We start from the raw sequence: 15,790 nt of genomic DNA, 5'->3' as shown, positions 1-15,790 counted from the left end.
ATGATGATGCTTCGATCACGCCTGTACGTGCAGTGTGTGACAGCGGGTTCCATCGGATGTCGGGAGTGATGCATCGGATGAAAAAGGTTTGTGCGCTGTTTCTGTGGGGAGTGCCGGTTCTGGCGGTGGCTCAGGTGAACGCGCCGGCGGCCGAGCCCAGTGCGGTGGTGCGTTGCGAATCGGAGGAGTCGCGCCGGGTGCACTGCCCGATGGATGTCGCCCGCGGAGTGCAACTGGTGCGGCAGTTGTCCGACCACGCCTGTATCCGTGAGGAGGGTTGGGGTACCGATGACGATGGCATCTGGGTCGACCGCGGTTGCCGCGCGGATTTTGCGCTTCTGCATCCGCCCGTTTCACGCAAGGTGACGCGCCGTGTCGTGCGCTGTGAATCCCGCGGTCGTACCGAGCGCTGTCCGGTGTTGCTGCGTGGCGCCGCGGTGCGCCTGTTGCGCCAGCAGTCGGCACTGCCGTGCAAGGAGGGGCGCACCTGGGGCTATGGCCGCAACGAGGTCTGGGTGAGCCGTGGCTGCAAGGGCCAGTTCGAGGTCGCCGCAGAAGATGGTTCCGGTTTCGTGGATGCGCCGCGCCAGGTCACCTGCGAGTCGAAAGAGCGTCTGCGGCGTGAATGCGGGGTCACCGTCGAGCGCCGGGTGACGTTGGTGAAACAGCTGTCGTCCGCGCCCTGCGAGGAGGGAACCAGCTGGGGATGGGATCGCACCGGTGTCTGGGTGGATGATGGTTGTCGCGCTCAATTCTCGGTCGACTGAACACGCTGCTGTTAGCGATGACTACAATGGCGCGATGAACGATTCCACGACCATCGACTACGCCCGTTACGACCATATCCGCCCCATCCGCTGGACCGGGGAGGCGCTTGAATTGCTGGATCAGCGCAAGCTGCCATTCGTGGTCGAGCATATGCAGTGCCATGACAGCGACGCCGTTGCCGAAGCGATCCATGCGTTGACGGTGCGCGGTGCGCCGGCGATCGGTATTGCCGCGGCATGGGGCGTGGTGCTGGCTTCGCGCGAGGTGCAGGCGGCCGATGGTTCGCAGGCGTTGCAACTGCTTGAGCCGGCGCTGGAACGTCTGAACGCGTCGCGCCCGACGGCGGTGAATCTGGCCTGGGCACTGGCGCGCATGCGGGGCGTGCTTGGCTGCGCAGGCAGTGACTGGAAGCTGGTGCTGGCACGCGAAGCGCAGGCCATCGCCGATGAGGACCTGGCCGCCAACCGCCACATGGGTGCGTTGGGAGCTGGCCTGATCGCCCCGGGCAGCGGTGTGCTGACCCATTGCAATACCGGTTCGCTGGCCACGGCAGGTTTCGGCACCGCGTTGGGCGTGATCCGCGCCGGTGTAGCGCAGCAGCGCATCGCACGCGTGTTCGCCGGTGAGACCCGGCCATGGCTGCAGGGCGCGCGATTGACCGTATGGGAGCTGCAGCAGGATGGTATCGATGCGACGCTCATTGCCGATTCGGCCGCCGCACACCTGATGAAGACCGGTGCGGTGCAGTGGGTGATCGTCGGTGCCGACCGCATCTGCGCCAATGGCGACACCGCCAACAAGATCGGCACCTACCAGCTGGCCATTGCCGCCCGCCACCACGGGGTCAGGTTCATGGTGGTGGCGCCTTCGTCGACAGTGGACATGGATACTGCACACGGTGATGCGATCGAGATCGAGCAGCGTGATCCGGGTGAGCTGTTCGGCGTCGGTGGCGTGCGCACCGTGGCCGAAGGCATCGCCGCGTGGAACCCGGTGTTCGATGTCACCCCGGGCGAGCTGATCGACGCCATCGTCACCGAGCGCGGCGTGATCCTGAAGCCGGATACCGCTGCGATGCGGGCGGCTTTCGGCGCCTGAGCGGTATCGCCGGCGACCTGTCTGGGGACGTTGCGCAGAGAAAGGGGCAGGGCGCGGCAGCCCTGCATCCGGCATACGTTTGCCGGCCGGGTGGTGGCATGCTCCCAAGTTGCCGGCATCGGCACCTAAGTTCCTGATTTGCTCGGTTAAAAGTGTTGCGTCTGGCAGCGGAAAATCACGCTTTGTGATAGAATCCGAAGGTTGATTCGAGATGTCGGCATGGTTGCCTGCCACAGGCCCATCGCCGGACGGGATCGCCACCAGAAAACGGAACCCGAATGGCAGAAAACGCCAAGGAAATCATCCAGGTCAACCTGGAAGACGAGATGCGCAAGAGCTACCTCGATTACGCCATGAGCGTGATTGTGGGGCGCGCACTCCCCGATGCCCGCGATGGCCTGAAGCCTGTCCATCGCCGCGTCCTGTTCGCAATGAACGAGCTGGGCGCGCACAGCAACAAGCCTTATTACAAGTCGGCGCGTATCGTCGGTGACGTCATCGGTAAGTACCACCCGCATGGCGACCAGTCGGTGTATGACACGCTGGTGCGCATGGCGCAGCCGTTCTCGCTGCGTTACATGCTGGTCGACGGACAGGGCAACTTCGGCTCGGTCGATGGCGACTCCGCCGCGGCGATGCGCTACACCGAAGCCCGGATGTCGCGCCTGACGCACGAGCTGATTGCCGATATCGAAAAGGAAACCGTCGATTTCCAGCCGAACTATGACGAGAAGGAACTGGAGCCGACGGTCATGCCGACCCGGTTCCCGAACCTGCTGGTCAACGGCTCGGCCGGTATCGCCGTGGGCATGGCGACCAATATTCCGCCGCACAACCTGACCGAGTCGATCAACGCCTGCATCGCGCTGATCGACAATCCGGACATCGATGTCGACGGTTTGATGGAGTACATCCCGGGTCCGGATTTCCCGACCGCCGGCATCATCAACGGCACCGCTGGCATCATCGCCGGTTACCGCACCGGCCGTGGCCGCGTGCGCATCCGTGCCAAGGCGGATATCGAAGTGGCCGACAACGGCCGCGAATCGATCATCGTCACCGAGATCCCGTACCAGGTGAACAAGGCGCGGCTGATCGAGAAGATCGCCGAGCTGGTCAAGGAAAAGAAGCTCGAAGGTATCAGCGAGCTGCGCGACGAGTCCGACAAGGACGGCATGCGCATCTACATCGAGATCAAGCGCGGCGAGTCGGCGGAAGTTGTCCTGAACAACCTCTACCAGCAGACCCAGATGGAGTCGGTGTTCGGCATCAACATGGTGGCGCTGGTCGATGGCCGCCCGAAGTTGATGAACCTCAAGCAGATGCTGGAGGCATTCGTCCGCCACCGTCGCGAGGTCGTTACCCGTCGTACCATCTTCGAACTGCGCAAGGCGCGTGCACGCGCGCACGTGCTGGAAGGTCTGACCGTCGCGCTGGCCAACATCGACGAGATGATCGAGCTGATCAAGACGTCGGCCAATCCGGGCGAAGCCAAGGAGCGCATGCTCTCCAAGGTGTGGGCACCGGGCCTGGTGGGCGCGCTGCTGGGCGCCGCCGGCGCCGAAGCCTCGCGTCCGGAAGACCTGCCCAAGGGGCTGGGTCTGGTCAACGGCAACTACCAGCTGTCCGACGTGCAGGCCACGCAGATCCTGGAGATGCGCCTGCACCGCCTGACCGGGCTGGAGCAGGACAAGCTGACTGAAGAGTACAAGCTGCTGCTGGAAACCATCGCCGGTCTGATCCGCATTCTGGAAAACCCGGATGTGCTGCTGCAGGTCATCCGCGAAGAGCTGGAAAGCGTGCGGGCCGAGTATGGCGACGCGCGTCGCACCGAGATCCGTCACAGCGAGGAAGATCTCGACATCCTCGACCTGATCGCGCCGGAAGATGTGGTGGTGACGCTGTCGCGTGCCGGCTATGTCAAGCGCCAGCCGGTGTCGGCCTACCGCGCGCAGAAGCGTGGTGGTCGTGGCCGCAGTGCGGCGGCGACCAAGGACGAGGACTCGATCGAGCAGCTCTGGCTGGTCAACACCCATGACACGCTGCTGACCTTCACCAGCAGCGGCAAGGTGTTCTGGCTGCCGGTGTATCAGCTGCCGGAGGCCGGCTCCAATGCGCGCGGCCGTCCGATCATCAACTGGATCGCGCTGGAAAACGGCGAGCGTGTACAGGCGGTGCTGCCGGTGCGCGAGTACGACGAGAACCAGTACGTGTTCTTCGCCACCCGCCACGGCACGGTCAAGAAGACCCCGCTGAGCGAGTTCGCGTTCCGTCTGGCACGCGGCAAGATCGCCATCAATCTCGATGAGGGGGATGCGCTGGTCGGTGTCGGCCTGACCGATGGCGAGCGCGACATCCTGCTGTTCGCCTCCAACGGCAAGACCGTGCGTTTTGCTGAGGACAAGGTCCGCTCGATGGGGCGTACCGCCACCGGTGTGCGCGGTATCAAGATGCCCAGTGGTGAGGAAGTCGTCAGTCTGATCGTGGCCGAAAGCGCTGGTGGCGCCGAGGACGAGAGCGAGGACGACAACAGCGTCGAGGAGCAGGCAGGTGAGGGCGTGTCCATCGGAGACGGTGAGAACGCCGACACCGGTGCCGACGACACTGGCGCGCAGTACATCCTTACCGCCACCGAGAACGGCTACGGCAAGCGCACCCCGCTGGCCGATTATCCGCGCAAGGGTCGTGGTACCCAGGGTGTGATCGGCATCCAGACCAGCGAGCGCAACGGCAAGCTGGTCAGTGCGGTGCTGGTGGGCAACAGCGACGAGGTTCTGCTGATTTCCGATGGTGGCACGCTGGTGCGCACCCGCGGTTCGGAAATCTCGCGCGTCGGCCGCAACACCCAGGGCGTGACCCTGATCCGCCTGTCCAAGGGCGAGAAGCTGCAGGCCGTCGAACGCCTGGATGCCTCGCTGGAAGCCGGTGATGACAGCCTTGATGACGAGGCCGTCGATACCGCGGTGGTTGACGCTGCGCCGGTTGAAGGTACGGCAGCTGAAGGCCCGACGCCGGAGGCAACCCCGGAAGCCTGAGTGATAGGCTTCCGGTAAAGAAAAACGCCGGCGCAAGCCGGCGTTTTTTGTGCCTGCAATCCGCGCGTAGCTGCCGGCCCAGAGCACGCAGACACCCTTGCCATCTTCCGCAGCAGGTGTTCAACCATGCCATCGGGATCGGCCGTGCGGCCGAGGGGGCCGAAGGTCTGCACCACCGCGCTGCGCTTGGCGGTGCAGTGCCTGATGCTGGTATACGCTGTGCGCCATTGCAGTCCGGATGTCTTGCTGTCCATGATCGAACTGGAAACACCCCGTCCGCGTATCGTCCGTGGCACGTTGGTATTGATCGGGCTGGCGCTGCTGTCCGCCTGCAGCAGCGTGCCGCGTCAACCGCCGGAACCGGCAGCGGTGGATGTGCGGGTAGATATCGCGCGTCGCATTCCGGCAAACGTCGTGGATCGGCGCGGGTGGGCGAGCGATATCCAGGCCGCGTTCGCTGCGCAGGTGATCACCCCCAACCCCGAGAACATCTGCGCGGTGCTGGCGGTGATCGAGCAGGAATCCGGCTATCAGGCCGATCCGGCGGTAGCCAACCTGCCGCAGATCGCACGGCGCGAGATCGACCGGCGCGCGGCAGCGCTGCATATTCCAAAGCTGCTGGTCGATGCCGGTTTGAAGGTGAAGGCGGCCGATGGCCGCAGCTATGCCGAGCATCTGGCGCGGGTGCGTACCGAGCGCGAGCTGAGCGTGCTGTACGAGGACATCATCGGCCGGGTGCCGCTGGGTTCACGCCTGTTCGCGGGCAAGAACCCGGTGCAGACCGGTGGCGCGATGCAGGTGGGCATCCCGTTCGCCGAAAGCCATGCGCGCGGCTATCCATGGCCGGTGTCCGACAGTATCCGCAACGAGGTGTTCAGCCGGCGCGGTGGGCTGTATTTCGGCATCCAGCATCTGCTTGGCTATCAGACGCCGTACACGCAAAAAGTGCATCGCTTTGCCGACTACAACGCCGGCTGGTACGCCAGTCGCAATGCCGCGTTCCAGAATGCGGTGGGGATCGCCAGCGTCAGCACCTTGGCGCTGGATGGCGACCTGCTCAATCCCGGTGCGCCACTGGACCAGCCCGGCCAGACCGAGCGCGCGGTGCGCCGCCTGATGCCGGAGCTGGGAATGGATGAGCGCGCGATCCGCCGGGCGCTGGAGCAGGGCGACCAGTTGCAGTTCAGCGACAGCGCACTGCACGCCAAGGTGTTCGCGTTGGCCGAGGCCCGCGCCGGCAAGTCACTGCCACGGGCGCTGATTCCCGGCATTCGCCTGGATAGCCCCAAGATCACCCGCGAGTTGACCACCGAGTGGTTCGCCACCCGCGTCAATGCGCGCTACCGGCAGTGCCTGCAACGCTGAGGTGCGGGATCGCGGCGTTGCCTCTGGGGCGGCGGGGGAACTGTCCGGCGGGCAACGGGGGAGGGGTCAGCTCTTGGGCGGGTGGCGCGCCAGTGCGCGTGCGCCGGTGATGATCATGCGGATCATCTGGCTCATCTGCTCGACCAGCTCCGGGTCTTTTTCCGCAGGCAGGTCCATGGCGGTGCCACCCATTGCGAAGATCAGGCGGGTGATGGCCTTGGCGGCCAAGGCCGGCTCATGCAGGCTGGAACCATCCAGTGCGGCCAGCCGTACCAGGTCCACCTTCAGCTCATCCTCGAAGTAGTTCAGCTCGCGGTCCACCGCCTGCTTGAACGCATCCGAACCGGCCGTTCCCTCACGCAACAGCACGTGCATCAGCCGGTCATCGGCGCGCAGCTGCTCCATGAAGGTTTCCACCGACAGCCGGATCACACCACGGTTGCTGTCGGCCGCGCGCAGGCGGGCTTGGCCGATGATCGTGCGCAGCGAGCGCCCAGCCAGGTCGATCAGCGCCACCGTCAGTTCGTCCATATCGCGGAATTGCCGATAGAACGAATTGGGGGCGATGCCGGCTTCGCGCGCAACCTCGCGCAGGCTCAGGGTGGAAACGCTGCGATGGGGTCCGATCAGCGACAGCGCCGCAGCCAGCAGGTCATCGCGCGAGATGGAAGCTTTGCGCGGGCTGTGCGAATCATCAGCGGTCGGCAGGGGCAGATCGTGGGAAGTCATCGTGCTCGTTTTGGCCGGGTCGCTGAATCATAGCTGGTCTTGCCTATATACAGGTGTATACACAGCTGTGCGCTCACTCGTATAGTTCGTCCATGAATGCTGTCTACCGCAACACGGCACCGCCATCACTCCCCTGGTTGAACGAAGGTTTCTTCGATTTCTGGCTCACCCGGCTGAACCCGCTGTGGACCCTGCGGCGGCCGCTGGCACGACTGGTCGCGCGTACTGCGGCCAGTAGCGATGCGGTGACGCTGGAGCTGCAGCCCAACCGCCATTTCGGCGGACTGCAGGCCGGCCAGCACATCACTCTGGGCGTGGAGGTGGACGGGCGTCTGCTCAGCCGCAGCTACAGTCCCACGTCGCTGGCCAACGGCCATCTGGCCGTCACGGTGAAGATGATCCCCGGTGGCAAGGTCAGCCAGCATCTGGGGCTGAATGCAGCCGTGGGTGAGGTTTTTCCGCTCGGGCAGGCCTTCGGTGACATGACCCTTCCGGATTCTGTCGATCAGCGCTTGCTGCTGTTGGCTGCCGGCAGCGGCATCACGCCGATGCGAGCCCTGTTGCGACAATTGGATATTGCCGGAATGCCGGCGGCGGTCGATCTGGTCTATTGGGCGCGGCGACGGGAAGAACTGTGCTTTGTCGAGGAATTGCAGGCATTGGCAGCCAGGCATCCGTCTTTCAACCTGCGGCTGGCATTGACTCGTGACCCGCATGCACCTGCCGATCGCGTGCAGGACTGGTCATTCGGCGATATCGGCGCGCTGTCCAGCGCCCGCGTGCTGGCTTGTGGTCCGGCCGGATTTGTCGCCGCCGTGCAGGCGCGGCTGCAGGGGCAGGTGGCCTCGATCCAGAGCGAGGCCTTCAGCCTCCCGGTGCTGGCCGGACTGGAAACCGGCAACGTGCAGGTGGAGTTGCGCAGCAGCGGACGCACGCTGACCCTGCCGCGCGGTGTTCCGCTGCTGGAAGCACTGGAGGCCGAGGGCGTCAGGCCCGCCAGCGCCTGCCGCATGGGTATCTGCAACACCTGTGTCTGCGGCAAGTTGGCAGGGGCCACCCGCAGCACCTTGACCGGCGTCCATGCCACTGAACCTTCCGTCCCACTGAAACTGTGCGTCAACAGCGCCAGTACCGACCTGATCCTGGAGCTGTAACCGATGTCTTCCGTGCATAACCGCGTCCTGTCGCCAAGCGAGCTGCAGGCTTTTGGCGACGAACTGGATGCGCTGCGTGCCCGCCAGCTGGCCAGCCTTGGGACCAGCGACGCACGCTACATCCGCAAAGTGGTGGCCGTGGTGCGCTGGACCGGTGTGGCGGGTCGCGCACTGTTGTTCCTCGGTGCCTTCGTGCATGCGGTACTGGTACCGGCGTGGATTGCCGGCGTGCTGTTGCTGGCGCTGTCCAAGATCCTGGAGAACATGGAACTCGCGCACAACGTGATCCACGGTCAGTACGACTGGATGGGCGACCCGGCGCTGCAGGGCAAAACCTATGAGTGGGACATCGTCGGCACCTCGGAAAACTGGCGAAAGACCCACAATTTCCGCCATCACACCTATACCAACGTGCGTGGCCTGGATGACGACATCGGTTATGGCCTGCTGCGCATCTTCCCGGAGCAGCGCTGGCATCCGCTGTTTCTCACCCAGCCATTGGTGGCGGTGGTGTTCGCGCTGGTGTTCGAATGGGGCATCGCCATCCAGGACCTGCGTATCGGCCGTGTGTTGAAAGGGCGCATGACACTCAGGCAGCTGTGGCAGCAGGCTCGTCCGGTCGGTCGCAAGATGAGCCAGCAGGTATTCAAGGATTACGTGCTGTTTCCGGCGTTGGCCGGTCCGTTCTTCCTGTCTGTGCTGCTGGGCAACCTGGCCGCCAACGTGATCCGCAATGTGTGGACCTACGTGGTGATCTTCTGCGGCCATTTCACCGCCGATGCCGAGACGTTCCCCAAGGACTGCATCCGCAACGAAAGCCGCGGCCACTGGTATCTGCGGCAACTGCGCGGCTCATCCAACCTGACCGGTGGCAGGTGGATGGATGTGATGACCGGCAACCTCAGCCATCAGATCGAACACCATTTCTATCCCGACATTCCAGCCAACCGCTATGCGGCGATTGCGGTGGAAGTGCGGGCCATCTGTGCCCGTTACGGCCAGCATTACAACACCGGCTCGCTGCCGCGCCAGTTCGGCCAGGTGATGTGGCGGATCCTGCGGCATGCGTTCCCCAGCAAACCGGGAAAACGGCGCGATCTGGTGCTGGATGCACAGCCCGATGCAGGCTGATAAGGCATCGCACTCACGATAGCGCCGCAACAGGAACTGGGATGCGGGGTGAATCCAGGCATGCAGCGTGAATGTGGCCGTGATCCGGGTGGAAGCCGGTGAGCAGTGAGCAGTGAGCAGTGAGCAGTGAGCAGTGAGCAGTGAGCAGTGAGCAGGAGGCCGGCCGATATAAGCGCCCTGCTCCACTAAAAACCTACCTGCGATAAGTGATAGGGGTGCCAACTCGCCCCTCTCCCGCAGTGACTTCTACCCCTGTTTTCAGCGGGTCCAGGGCGAAGGCCGGCGAGATGATGCCGATCGCCAGGGCAGCCAGCACAGCAGTGCCGGCCAGGCGCTTGTAGAGCTTCGCCCACTCTCTCCCCAGCTCTCCGCCGTCTTGTTCTGAGTGGATCAGCAGCAGCCACGGCCCTGGGTCTTGTCCAGCGATTTTCGCCAGCTGCTGGATTCGGTCGTCTGGAATCGGGCTTTTCCCGACCTTCCAATCGCTGAGCGAGCTGACGGTGATTCCCATCTGTTCGGCTAGGCCGCGCATCGACTTCCTTAATGATTGCTGAACAGCCATCGCAATGAGCGTTTCAACGTGCATTGTGTAAGCCTTTTTGCTTGCAGTGTCAGGAGATCAGCGTACACTTCAAGTGTCGGTAGATTTACTGACACCCGCCCCCCGTCGCCCTAGCCGGGGGCGCGGGTTCTAGGGCACTAGGGCAGGGGAGCACGACATGAAGTCAACTTTTGCAGTCCTGGCATGGGACAAGTTCGAAGAGAGCTGGCAGGTGGTGGAAGGTGGGTTCAAGTCCTACCGCGACGCGAGCCGCTACGCGGCCCAGTACGAAACACCTTCGATGCCGGCCATCGTCCGCCGTGAACCGGTCGTCCTCCCTGCAGCTCCGCAGGTTGCCGCATGAGCGCCCCGTACAAGCTGCGCCGCATGGTCAAAAAAGCGCGCCTGCAGCACCACACCTATCTCCTGTATCGCCGGCTCGGTCTCGGCGATTTCGCGTTCCTCGAACAGCGTCGGCGTGATGAAACGCTGCGCCGTGCCCGTGCCATGCAGAAGTCATTGCGCGAGGTTCAGCCATGATCCTGGCCTTGGTCGCTTGCTGCCTCGTGCTGATTGCCTACGGGTTCGTCGGTGGGTCGGGCGTGATCGCCGTCATCCTTTTCTGTTTCGCCGCGCTGATCGCCTACGGCGCGGCGGGCCTTTTTTTCTGGTACCTGGACAGGCGCGATGCCCGCATCGATGCGGACTACCGCGCGGCGCGCCTTGTTGCCATTTCTCGCGCTGAGGTGTCGAAATGACCCGCGCCGAACGCATCGCCCAGCACTACACGCTGGCGCAGATCGGTGAGATGCGCCGCGTCGCGCGTGCCCTGGGCCTTCGCCGTTGTATCGCACTCGCAAACGCCGCCTTCAACGCCCGTTTCTCTGTCGTGATCGAGCGCAACCACGCCGAACGTCAGGCGGCTTTGTTCCCGGGTGAGGGTGATGGCCCATGAACCACTTTCCCCACAGCCCCTGCTACCACTGCGGGGGCAGCTTCCAGACGCTACGGGCGACGGATGCACAGCTGACGGTCTGCACATCCTGCGGCCTGCTGATCTCCAAGCGCACGGATATGCAGAGCTACTCCAGCGCGTTCCCTGGCAACAGTTCTGGACGCTCACATTCAAGGTCACAAAGGCCAGCCGGACCGGTGGCATGCACGAAGAAGCGGCTGATAAAGCGTTCCGCTACTTCGTCAGCTGCATCAATCGCGAGCTCTACGGCCCGAAGTGGTCAACGCGATGGCACGGCGGCCTGCAGTGGGCACGCGGCCAGGAGTTCCACCGCGACGGCAGGCTCCATTTCCACGCCGTTGCAGCTGCAGCTAACGATGACTTGAACCGCTTGATGAATCGCTACCAGTGGCATGAGTTCTGGTATCGGGAATTCGGGCGAAACCGGATAGAGGCACCACGCAGCCAGCTCGATATCACCGGCTACGTGTCGAAGTACGTAACGAAGGGCGGGCAAGTCGATTTCTCGAAGAACTTCGGGGCATGGCAACCGCCACCGATTGACTACACCAGGCGACCAGAACAGGACGCCATGACCGGGGTGTAGGGGCGAGCCCCTACGGACTGGTCAACGAAACAGCCGGGGAGCGATCACCGGTCAACGAGTAACCGCCGGCAGTGTGGGCGGGTCCGAAGCCAGCAGCCGCGTCGATGACGTGAGTGGTGCGAGCAAGGGCAGAAATCCATCCCTGCAAAACCCGCTTTTGGTTTTTGCTTTTCGCAGGGAGGGGAGTTCGGGTCGGTTTTGAAATGCGCAGCGTTTCGAAACTGAGCTGAACGGAACGACGGCTTCACCAGCCGAACCAGCAGCACCAGGTGACCGGGCGGACTGATGCAAGCATCGCGTTTCGGGGAAATGAGCGGCTCCACCACGTCTCCCTGCGGGGGGGTAGGGGGGGACTTAGCTTGACCCCACAGTACCGCCCGAATTTTGCAGCACACGAAAACGAAACCAGCCAATCAAACGAAGCGAGAAACGAAAAATGAAAGCTCCCAAAGTGACGATTCTGACCGCTGTTGAAACCCGCACTGTCACCACCTCCAAGGGCATGCAAAAGGCCATCTACAGCCAGAAAGCCAGCTTGGAAACCGACGCCATGCGCATCCAGATCGATGTTGAAGTTGACGGCCTGGACAAGGGGCACCCGGTGGGCAAGGTGTTTGATTGGGACGTGACCAGTGACCTTGTGCCCGGTCGTTTCGGTACTGAACTGGCGCGCCGCATGACGCTGATCGAGCCGGCCTCGGCCAAGCCTCAGCAGCCGCAGCAGCAGAAGGCGGCGTAACCGATGGCCGTGCTGATCCCCGCCTGCTTGGAAGCCGATTTGAACGCGGCAACGGGGGAATGCGCGTCTGTCATCTGGATTCCCCAGCCGTCACTACTGCCGGAACTGACGGTTGGGGATGCCCAGGCAATCGGCAGCGCAATCGCGTTGGTGTGGGCCTTGGCGTTCGCGTTCCGGCTTATCCGTAAGAAGCTAAACCAGTCCTGAGGAGGACCGCATGAAGAAGTTTGCACAGAGCCTGAAGGCTCGCCTCGCCCCGGTGGCTGCCACCGGTTCCGCCCTCGTTGCCGTGTCCGGCGGCGCGCTCGCCAGCGGTGGCGGTGGTGGCGTTGATGTTGGCGACGTCGTTTCCGCCATTCAGGCCGCTGCCGCCCCTATTGCACAGATCGGCTCTGCAGTGCTGATCGTTCTGGTCGGCATCAAGGTCTACAAGTGGGTGCGTCGCGCGTTTTAACCGCCAGGGCGGGCAGGGCCGACACCCTCCCGCCCATCTTTTGAGGGTAGGGCGATGGAAGGTTGGTTGTGGCTGCTGGCGTGGCTTGGCGCGCTCTGGATCATGTTCGGGGGCAATGACTAATGCACTGGATCGCCCGTGTATTCGTGAGTGCCGCTGTTCGGCGGGTTGCTGCGCTGCTGGTTGTGGCTGTGCTGGCGTGGCTGGGTGCTGGTGCTGCTCATGCCGCTACATACTTGGACCAGGGCGGAGCGTATGCTGCGTGTCATGGTTGGGGGTCATCAAAGGTTTCCCCCACTGGGACTTACAAGGGGCGTGTCCGATTTTTTGTGTGTGAGGCGGTTTAGTCCGGAAGTCTCTTTCAGCGAGCCAGCGTGAATCGGTCTTCGTAGATTATCGCGAACTGGTTCATCGCCGCTTTCCAGTGCTGAGACGCGCGGCTCCACTCGGCGGTGATGTTCCGCAGCGCCAGCCAGATCAGCTTGGTGGCGGCCTCGTCGCTGGGGAAGTGGCCGCGGGTCTTGATGATCTTGCGCAGGCGCGCATGCACGCTCTCGATTGCGTTGGTCGTGTAGATCACCCGGCGCACGTCCGGCGGGAACGCGAAGAACGGCACCACGCGCGTCCAGGCACGGCGCCAGGCGGCGACCACCGTCGGGAAGCGCTCGCCCCAGTCGCCGGCCTCGAACGCATCCAGCTCGGCCTCTGCGGCCTCGGCGGTCGGGGCCGTGTAGATCGGCTTGATCGCCGCCGCCAGCGCCTTGCGGTCCTTCCAGCCCGCATAGTCCAGGCTGTTGCGGATCAGGTGCACGATGCAGGTCTGCAGCGTGGTCGCCGGGAACACCGCTTCCAGCGCCTCCGGGAAGCCCTTCAGGCCGTCAGCCACGCCGATCAGGATGTCGTTGACGCCGCGCGTCTTGAGGTCGTTGAACACCTTCATCCAGAACTTCGCGCCCTCGGTGTTCTCGATCCACAGCCCGAGGATGTCGCGGGTGCCGTCGGCCAGCACGCCCAGCGCCAGATACACCGCCTTGTTGCGCACCACGCCGTCCTCGCGGATCTTCACCCGCAGCGCGTCGAAGAACACCACCGGATACATCGCTTCCAGCGGCCGCGCCTGCCATGCGGTGACCTCGGCCATCACCTCGTCGGTGACCTTGCTGATGAACTCCGGCGACACCTCGACGCTGTACATCTCGGCCAGGTGCCCCTGGATCTCACGCACCGTCATGCCGCGGGCGTACATCGAGACGATCCGATCGTCGAACCCGGCGAAGCGACGCTCGTGCTTGGGGATCAGCTGCGGCTCGAACGTACCCGTCCGGTCGCGCGGCACGTCGATGCGCAGCGGACCCTCGTCGGTCAGCACCGTCTTGCCGCTGCGGCCGTTGCGGTGGTTGCCGCTCCCGCCCTCGGCGTCGGCCAGGTGCAGGCCGAGCTCCGCGCCCAGCGCCCGCTCGATCACGGCCTTCTTCAGCTGCTGGAACACGGCTTCGACCCCGGCCGCGTCCATCGGACCCGGGATCAGCTTCTCGAGAAATTCCTTCGGCAGATCAATGGCCGGCGTGACCACCGGCGTCTTCTTCTTGCGTGGCATACATGCTCCTTGGCAGCATCATGGTATGCCTCTCACACAAAATTTCTGACACGCTCCTTACAAGAGTTATTCGTGCACGCTTCAGTTGGGCTCACAAACTGCTGATTCTTACTACTCCGGTTACCTGTACTTCAACGCTAATCACACTGGTGTTGCTGTCAGTAATAATTTCGTTTTTCAGACATCAAAAACCTGCGCATCGCGCCCCGACTACAACGGCGCATATCCCTATCAGCTTTTTGGTCAACCTCGCGCCGGAACCTTTACTTGTTTTAACGGCTGCACTGAGGCGTGGGCAAGCAATGGTGATGGTTCGTTCAATGCTACCTATTCGTTGAACGCGACTTGCACAAGCGCAGGAGATGACGCCACCTGCAAGTCCAGGCATGGCGACGGCTATTATTTCAACAAGCATCTAGCAGCCTGCGAGCCCGAAGAACCTGGCACCTGCCCGGAAGGCCAGGAGAAGGATGCATCAGGCAATTGCACTCTGCAGAAATGCCCAGCCGGGAAGAAGCTGCAGGCGGACGGCACGTGCGTCAATGAAAAAAACGAATGTCCTGCGGGCAACGTCAAGGCACCGTCGGGCGAGTGCCTGCCCGGTGACGGCCAGTGTGCAGCTGGCGAGGCAAAAGGTAAGGACGGCACGTGTAAGCGTGACAGCAACGGCGACGGTACGCCGGACAGCGAGGAAGGCCCGGACGATCCGGAAAAGGACTCTGCATCCGGCGGTGACAGCTGCGATTCCCCTCCGAGCTGCAACGGCAATCCGATCATGTGCGCGCAATGGCGCACGCAGTGGCGCATTGACTGCAACACCCGCAAGAACCGCAACATTGCCGGCGGCCACTGCGGCCCTGGTGGTGTGCCGGTTTGCACTGGCGACAAGTGCGATGCGATGGAGTACGCGCAGCTGTTGCAAACGTGGAAGGCGTCCTGTGCGCTGGAAAAGCTCGCAGCGGGCGAGGGTGGCGGTGTGCCTGGTTCCGGTGATCCTGATGTTAAGGCGATTAAAGACGCGCTGACCGGCACCGGTGGCGCCCCCGACATTGGGTCGGAAGGCACACCTGGCGATTCATGGGCGGGCGGCTCGGGTGGCGGAACTGGTAGCGGTGAACCTGACGTTGCCGGCTATGGCTGGGGCGGCACGTGCCCGACACCGCCGACCATTGACTTGATGGGCGTGTCCATCAATCTCGACGTTGGCCCGCTCTGCAGCTGGCTCGCCCTGGGCAGCTACTTCGTGCTAGGACTCGCGGCGCTCGGTTCGCTGCGCATCGTCGGCGGGGGGATTGCCTGATGCCACTTCTCGCGCCACTTCTCAGCGCCCTGGTCTCCGGCCTTGCGTGGATGTTCCGTTCCCGCATTGGTCAGTGGGTCGCCGCGGCACTCGCATGGTTCGGCCTGTCCTGGGCAACCCATGAATTCGCCGTCGGGCCGTGGATCGACAACATGAAAGACTTCACGATGACCGGCACCGGTGGCGAGTGGGGTTCGGTGCTTATCGCTTATCTGGGCATCATGAAATTCGACGTTGCCTGCACGATGATCGCCTCGGCTGTCGCCGCAAAATTCGCCGTTGGCAGTGCCAGGGCGTTCCTTGTGAAGAAGTCCTGA

Annotated in this window: 19 protein-coding genes; 16 read left to right on the top strand and 3 right to left on the bottom strand. The window is 63.4% G+C overall.

Annotated features, from left to right (window positions below; genetic code table 11):
* The first annotated feature begins 77 nt into the window (after positions 1-77).
* From ACSBPQ_RS07800 to ACSBPQ_RS07785, 4 genes are all read left to right on the top strand, one after another.
* Positions 78-767, top strand: a complete 690-nt coding sequence (locus tag ACSBPQ_RS07800; RefSeq protein ID WP_442684546.1) for a DUF3011 domain-containing protein — start codon at positions 78-80, stop codon at positions 765-767.
* A gap of 34 nt (positions 768-801) precedes the next feature.
* Positions 802-1,866 carry an S-methyl-5-thioribose-1-phosphate isomerase gene (gene mtnA / locus ACSBPQ_RS07795; protein ID WP_442684440.1) on the top strand — a complete coding sequence of 355 codons (1,065 nt, stop codon included), beginning with the start codon at positions 802-804 and terminating at the stop codon, positions 1,864-1,866.
* A gap of 278 nt (positions 1,867-2,144) precedes the next feature.
* On the top strand, positions 2,145-4,901 hold the full coding sequence (gene gyrA / locus ACSBPQ_RS07790; RefSeq protein ID WP_442684439.1) for a DNA gyrase subunit A: 2,757 nt from the start codon (positions 2,145-2,147) through the stop codon (positions 4,899-4,901).
* A gap of 252 nt (positions 4,902-5,153) precedes the next feature.
* The gene (locus ACSBPQ_RS07785; protein ID WP_442684438.1) at positions 5,154-6,266 is read left to right on the top strand and encodes a DUF1615 domain-containing protein; all 1,113 of its coding nucleotides are present in this window, start codon (positions 5,154-5,156) and stop codon (positions 6,264-6,266) included.
* A gap of 66 nt (positions 6,267-6,332) precedes the next feature.
* Here ACSBPQ_RS07785 and fabR read toward each other — a convergent pair whose 3' ends face one another.
* Entirely contained in the window at positions 6,333-6,995 is a 663-nt protein-coding gene (fabR, locus tag ACSBPQ_RS07780) for an HTH-type transcriptional repressor FabR (protein ID WP_442684437.1), read from the bottom strand.
* Positions 6,996-7,087: 92 nt separating this feature from the next.
* On the opposite strand from fabR, the gene ACSBPQ_RS07775 reads away from it, so the two are divergent.
* Both ACSBPQ_RS07775 and ACSBPQ_RS07770 read left to right on the top strand, forming a co-directional pair.
* Positions 7,088-8,149, top strand: coding sequence for a ferredoxin reductase (locus tag ACSBPQ_RS07775; RefSeq protein WP_442684436.1), 1,062 nt, complete (start codon positions 7,088-7,090; stop codon positions 8,147-8,149).
* A gap of 3 nt (positions 8,150-8,152) precedes the next feature.
* Complete coding sequence (locus tag ACSBPQ_RS07770; RefSeq protein ID WP_442684435.1) at positions 8,153-9,280, top strand: fatty acid desaturase family protein; 1,128 nt, start codon at positions 8,153-8,155, stop codon at positions 9,278-9,280.
* A gap of 193 nt (positions 9,281-9,473) precedes the next feature.
* Here ACSBPQ_RS07770 and ACSBPQ_RS07765 read toward each other — a convergent pair whose 3' ends face one another.
* The gene (locus tag ACSBPQ_RS07765) at positions 9,474-9,866 is read right to left on the bottom strand and encodes a DUF3693 domain-containing protein (RefSeq protein WP_442684434.1); all 393 of its coding nucleotides are present in this window, start codon (positions 9,864-9,866) and stop codon (positions 9,474-9,476) included.
* Between the two features lie 133 nt (positions 9,867-9,999).
* On the opposite strand from ACSBPQ_RS07765, the gene ACSBPQ_RS07760 reads away from it, so the two are divergent.
* The 8 genes from ACSBPQ_RS07760 (at position 10,000) to ACSBPQ_RS07725 (ending at position 12,576) form a co-directional block, all read left to right on the top strand.
* A complete protein-coding gene (locus ACSBPQ_RS07760) occupies positions 10,000-10,185 on the top strand; it encodes a hypothetical protein (protein ID WP_442684433.1) in 186 nt (61 codons plus the stop codon).
* Complete coding sequence (locus ACSBPQ_RS07755) at positions 10,182-10,361, top strand: hypothetical protein (RefSeq protein ID WP_442684432.1); 180 nt, start codon at positions 10,182-10,184, stop codon at positions 10,359-10,361. The genes ACSBPQ_RS07760 and ACSBPQ_RS07755 overlap by 4 nt, the downstream gene beginning before the upstream one ends.
* On the top strand, positions 10,358-10,579 hold the full coding sequence (locus ACSBPQ_RS07750) for a hypothetical protein (protein WP_442684431.1): 222 nt from the start codon (positions 10,358-10,360) through the stop codon (positions 10,577-10,579). The genes ACSBPQ_RS07755 and ACSBPQ_RS07750 overlap by 4 nt, the downstream gene beginning before the upstream one ends.
* Positions 10,576-10,776, top strand: a complete 201-nt coding sequence (locus tag ACSBPQ_RS07745) for a hypothetical protein (RefSeq protein WP_442684430.1) — start codon at positions 10,576-10,578, stop codon at positions 10,774-10,776. The genes ACSBPQ_RS07750 and ACSBPQ_RS07745 overlap by 4 nt, the downstream gene beginning before the upstream one ends.
* 202 nt (positions 10,777-10,978) lie before the next feature.
* Entirely contained in the window at positions 10,979-11,383 is a 405-nt protein-coding gene (locus ACSBPQ_RS07740) for a rolling circle replication-associated protein (protein WP_442684429.1), read from the top strand.
* Positions 11,384-11,819: 436 nt separating this feature from the next.
* On the top strand, positions 11,820-12,122 hold the full coding sequence (locus ACSBPQ_RS07735) for a hypothetical protein (protein WP_442684428.1): 303 nt from the start codon (positions 11,820-11,822) through the stop codon (positions 12,120-12,122).
* A gap of 3 nt (positions 12,123-12,125) precedes the next feature.
* The gene (locus ACSBPQ_RS07730; protein WP_442684427.1) at positions 12,126-12,329 is read left to right on the top strand and encodes a hypothetical protein; all 204 of its coding nucleotides are present in this window, start codon (positions 12,126-12,128) and stop codon (positions 12,327-12,329) included.
* Between the two features lie 10 nt (positions 12,330-12,339).
* Positions 12,340-12,576, top strand: coding sequence for a major capsid protein (locus ACSBPQ_RS07725; RefSeq protein WP_442684426.1), 237 nt, complete (start codon positions 12,340-12,342; stop codon positions 12,574-12,576).
* Positions 12,577-12,937: 361 nt separating this feature from the next.
* On the opposite strand, the gene ACSBPQ_RS07720 is transcribed toward ACSBPQ_RS07725, so the two are convergent.
* Complete coding sequence (locus tag ACSBPQ_RS07720; RefSeq protein ID WP_001137513.1) at positions 12,938-14,173, bottom strand: IS256-like element ISEc58 family transposase; 1,236 nt, start codon at positions 14,171-14,173, stop codon at positions 12,938-12,940.
* A gap of 85 nt (positions 14,174-14,258) precedes the next feature.
* Here ACSBPQ_RS07720 and ACSBPQ_RS07715 point away from each other — a divergent pair, with 85 nt between their 5' ends.
* Both ACSBPQ_RS07715 and ACSBPQ_RS07710 read left to right on the top strand, forming a co-directional pair.
* Positions 14,259-15,473, top strand: coding sequence for a virulence factor TspB C-terminal domain-related protein (locus ACSBPQ_RS07715; RefSeq protein ID WP_442684425.1), 1,215 nt, complete (start codon positions 14,259-14,261; stop codon positions 15,471-15,473).
* Positions 15,473-15,790, top strand: a complete 318-nt coding sequence (locus ACSBPQ_RS07710) for a DUF2523 family protein (RefSeq protein WP_442684424.1) — start codon at positions 15,473-15,475, stop codon at positions 15,788-15,790. The genes ACSBPQ_RS07715 and ACSBPQ_RS07710 overlap by 1 nt, the downstream gene beginning before the upstream one ends.

Origin of the sequence: Stenotrophomonas sp. JC08, assembly GCF_052180205.1 — a bacterium.
Classification (GTDB): domain Bacteria; phylum Pseudomonadota; class Gammaproteobacteria; order Xanthomonadales; family Xanthomonadaceae; genus Stenotrophomonas.
This window is presented reverse-complemented; position numbering and strand designations above follow the sequence as displayed.

Bases quoted from the DNA above. Each gene is read 5' to 3' on its own strand.
- ACSBPQ_RS07800 (WP_442684546.1), top strand. From the start codon at position 78: ATGAAAAAGGTTTGTGCGCTGTTTCTGTGGGGAGTGCCGGTTCTGGCG.
- mtnA (WP_442684440.1), top strand. From the start codon at position 802: ATGAACGATTCCACGACCATCGACTACGCCCGTTACGACCATATCCGC.
- gyrA (WP_442684439.1), top strand. From the start codon at position 2,145: ATGGCAGAAAACGCCAAGGAAATCATCCAGGTCAACCTGGAAGACGAG.
- ACSBPQ_RS07785 (WP_442684438.1), top strand. From the start codon at position 5,154: ATGATCGAACTGGAAACACCCCGTCCGCGTATCGTCCGTGGCACGTTG.
- fabR (WP_442684437.1), bottom strand. From the start codon at position 6,995: ATGACTTCCCACGATCTGCCCCTGCCGACCGCTGATGATTCGCACAGC.
- ACSBPQ_RS07775 (WP_442684436.1), top strand. From the start codon at position 7,088: ATGAATGCTGTCTACCGCAACACGGCACCGCCATCACTCCCCTGGTTG.
- ACSBPQ_RS07770 (WP_442684435.1), top strand. From the start codon at position 8,153: ATGTCTTCCGTGCATAACCGCGTCCTGTCGCCAAGCGAGCTGCAGGCT.
- ACSBPQ_RS07765 (WP_442684434.1), bottom strand. From the start codon at position 9,866: ATGCACGTTGAAACGCTCATTGCGATGGCTGTTCAGCAATCATTAAGG.
- ACSBPQ_RS07760 (WP_442684433.1), top strand. From the start codon at position 10,000: ATGAAGTCAACTTTTGCAGTCCTGGCATGGGACAAGTTCGAAGAGAGC.
- ACSBPQ_RS07755 (WP_442684432.1), top strand. From the start codon at position 10,182: ATGAGCGCCCCGTACAAGCTGCGCCGCATGGTCAAAAAAGCGCGCCTG.
- ACSBPQ_RS07750 (WP_442684431.1), top strand. From the start codon at position 10,358: ATGATCCTGGCCTTGGTCGCTTGCTGCCTCGTGCTGATTGCCTACGGG.
- ACSBPQ_RS07745 (WP_442684430.1), top strand. From the start codon at position 10,576: ATGACCCGCGCCGAACGCATCGCCCAGCACTACACGCTGGCGCAGATC.
- ACSBPQ_RS07740 (WP_442684429.1), top strand. From the start codon at position 10,979: ATGCACGAAGAAGCGGCTGATAAAGCGTTCCGCTACTTCGTCAGCTGC.
- ACSBPQ_RS07735 (WP_442684428.1), top strand. From the start codon at position 11,820: ATGAAAGCTCCCAAAGTGACGATTCTGACCGCTGTTGAAACCCGCACT.
- ACSBPQ_RS07730 (WP_442684427.1), top strand. From the start codon at position 12,126: ATGGCCGTGCTGATCCCCGCCTGCTTGGAAGCCGATTTGAACGCGGCA.
- ACSBPQ_RS07725 (WP_442684426.1), top strand. From the start codon at position 12,340: ATGAAGAAGTTTGCACAGAGCCTGAAGGCTCGCCTCGCCCCGGTGGCT.
- ACSBPQ_RS07720 (WP_001137513.1), bottom strand. From the start codon at position 14,173: ATGCCACGCAAGAAGAAGACGCCGGTGGTCACGCCGGCCATTGATCTG.
- ACSBPQ_RS07710 (WP_442684424.1), top strand. From the start codon at position 15,473: ATGCCACTTCTCGCGCCACTTCTCAGCGCCCTGGTCTCCGGCCTTGCG.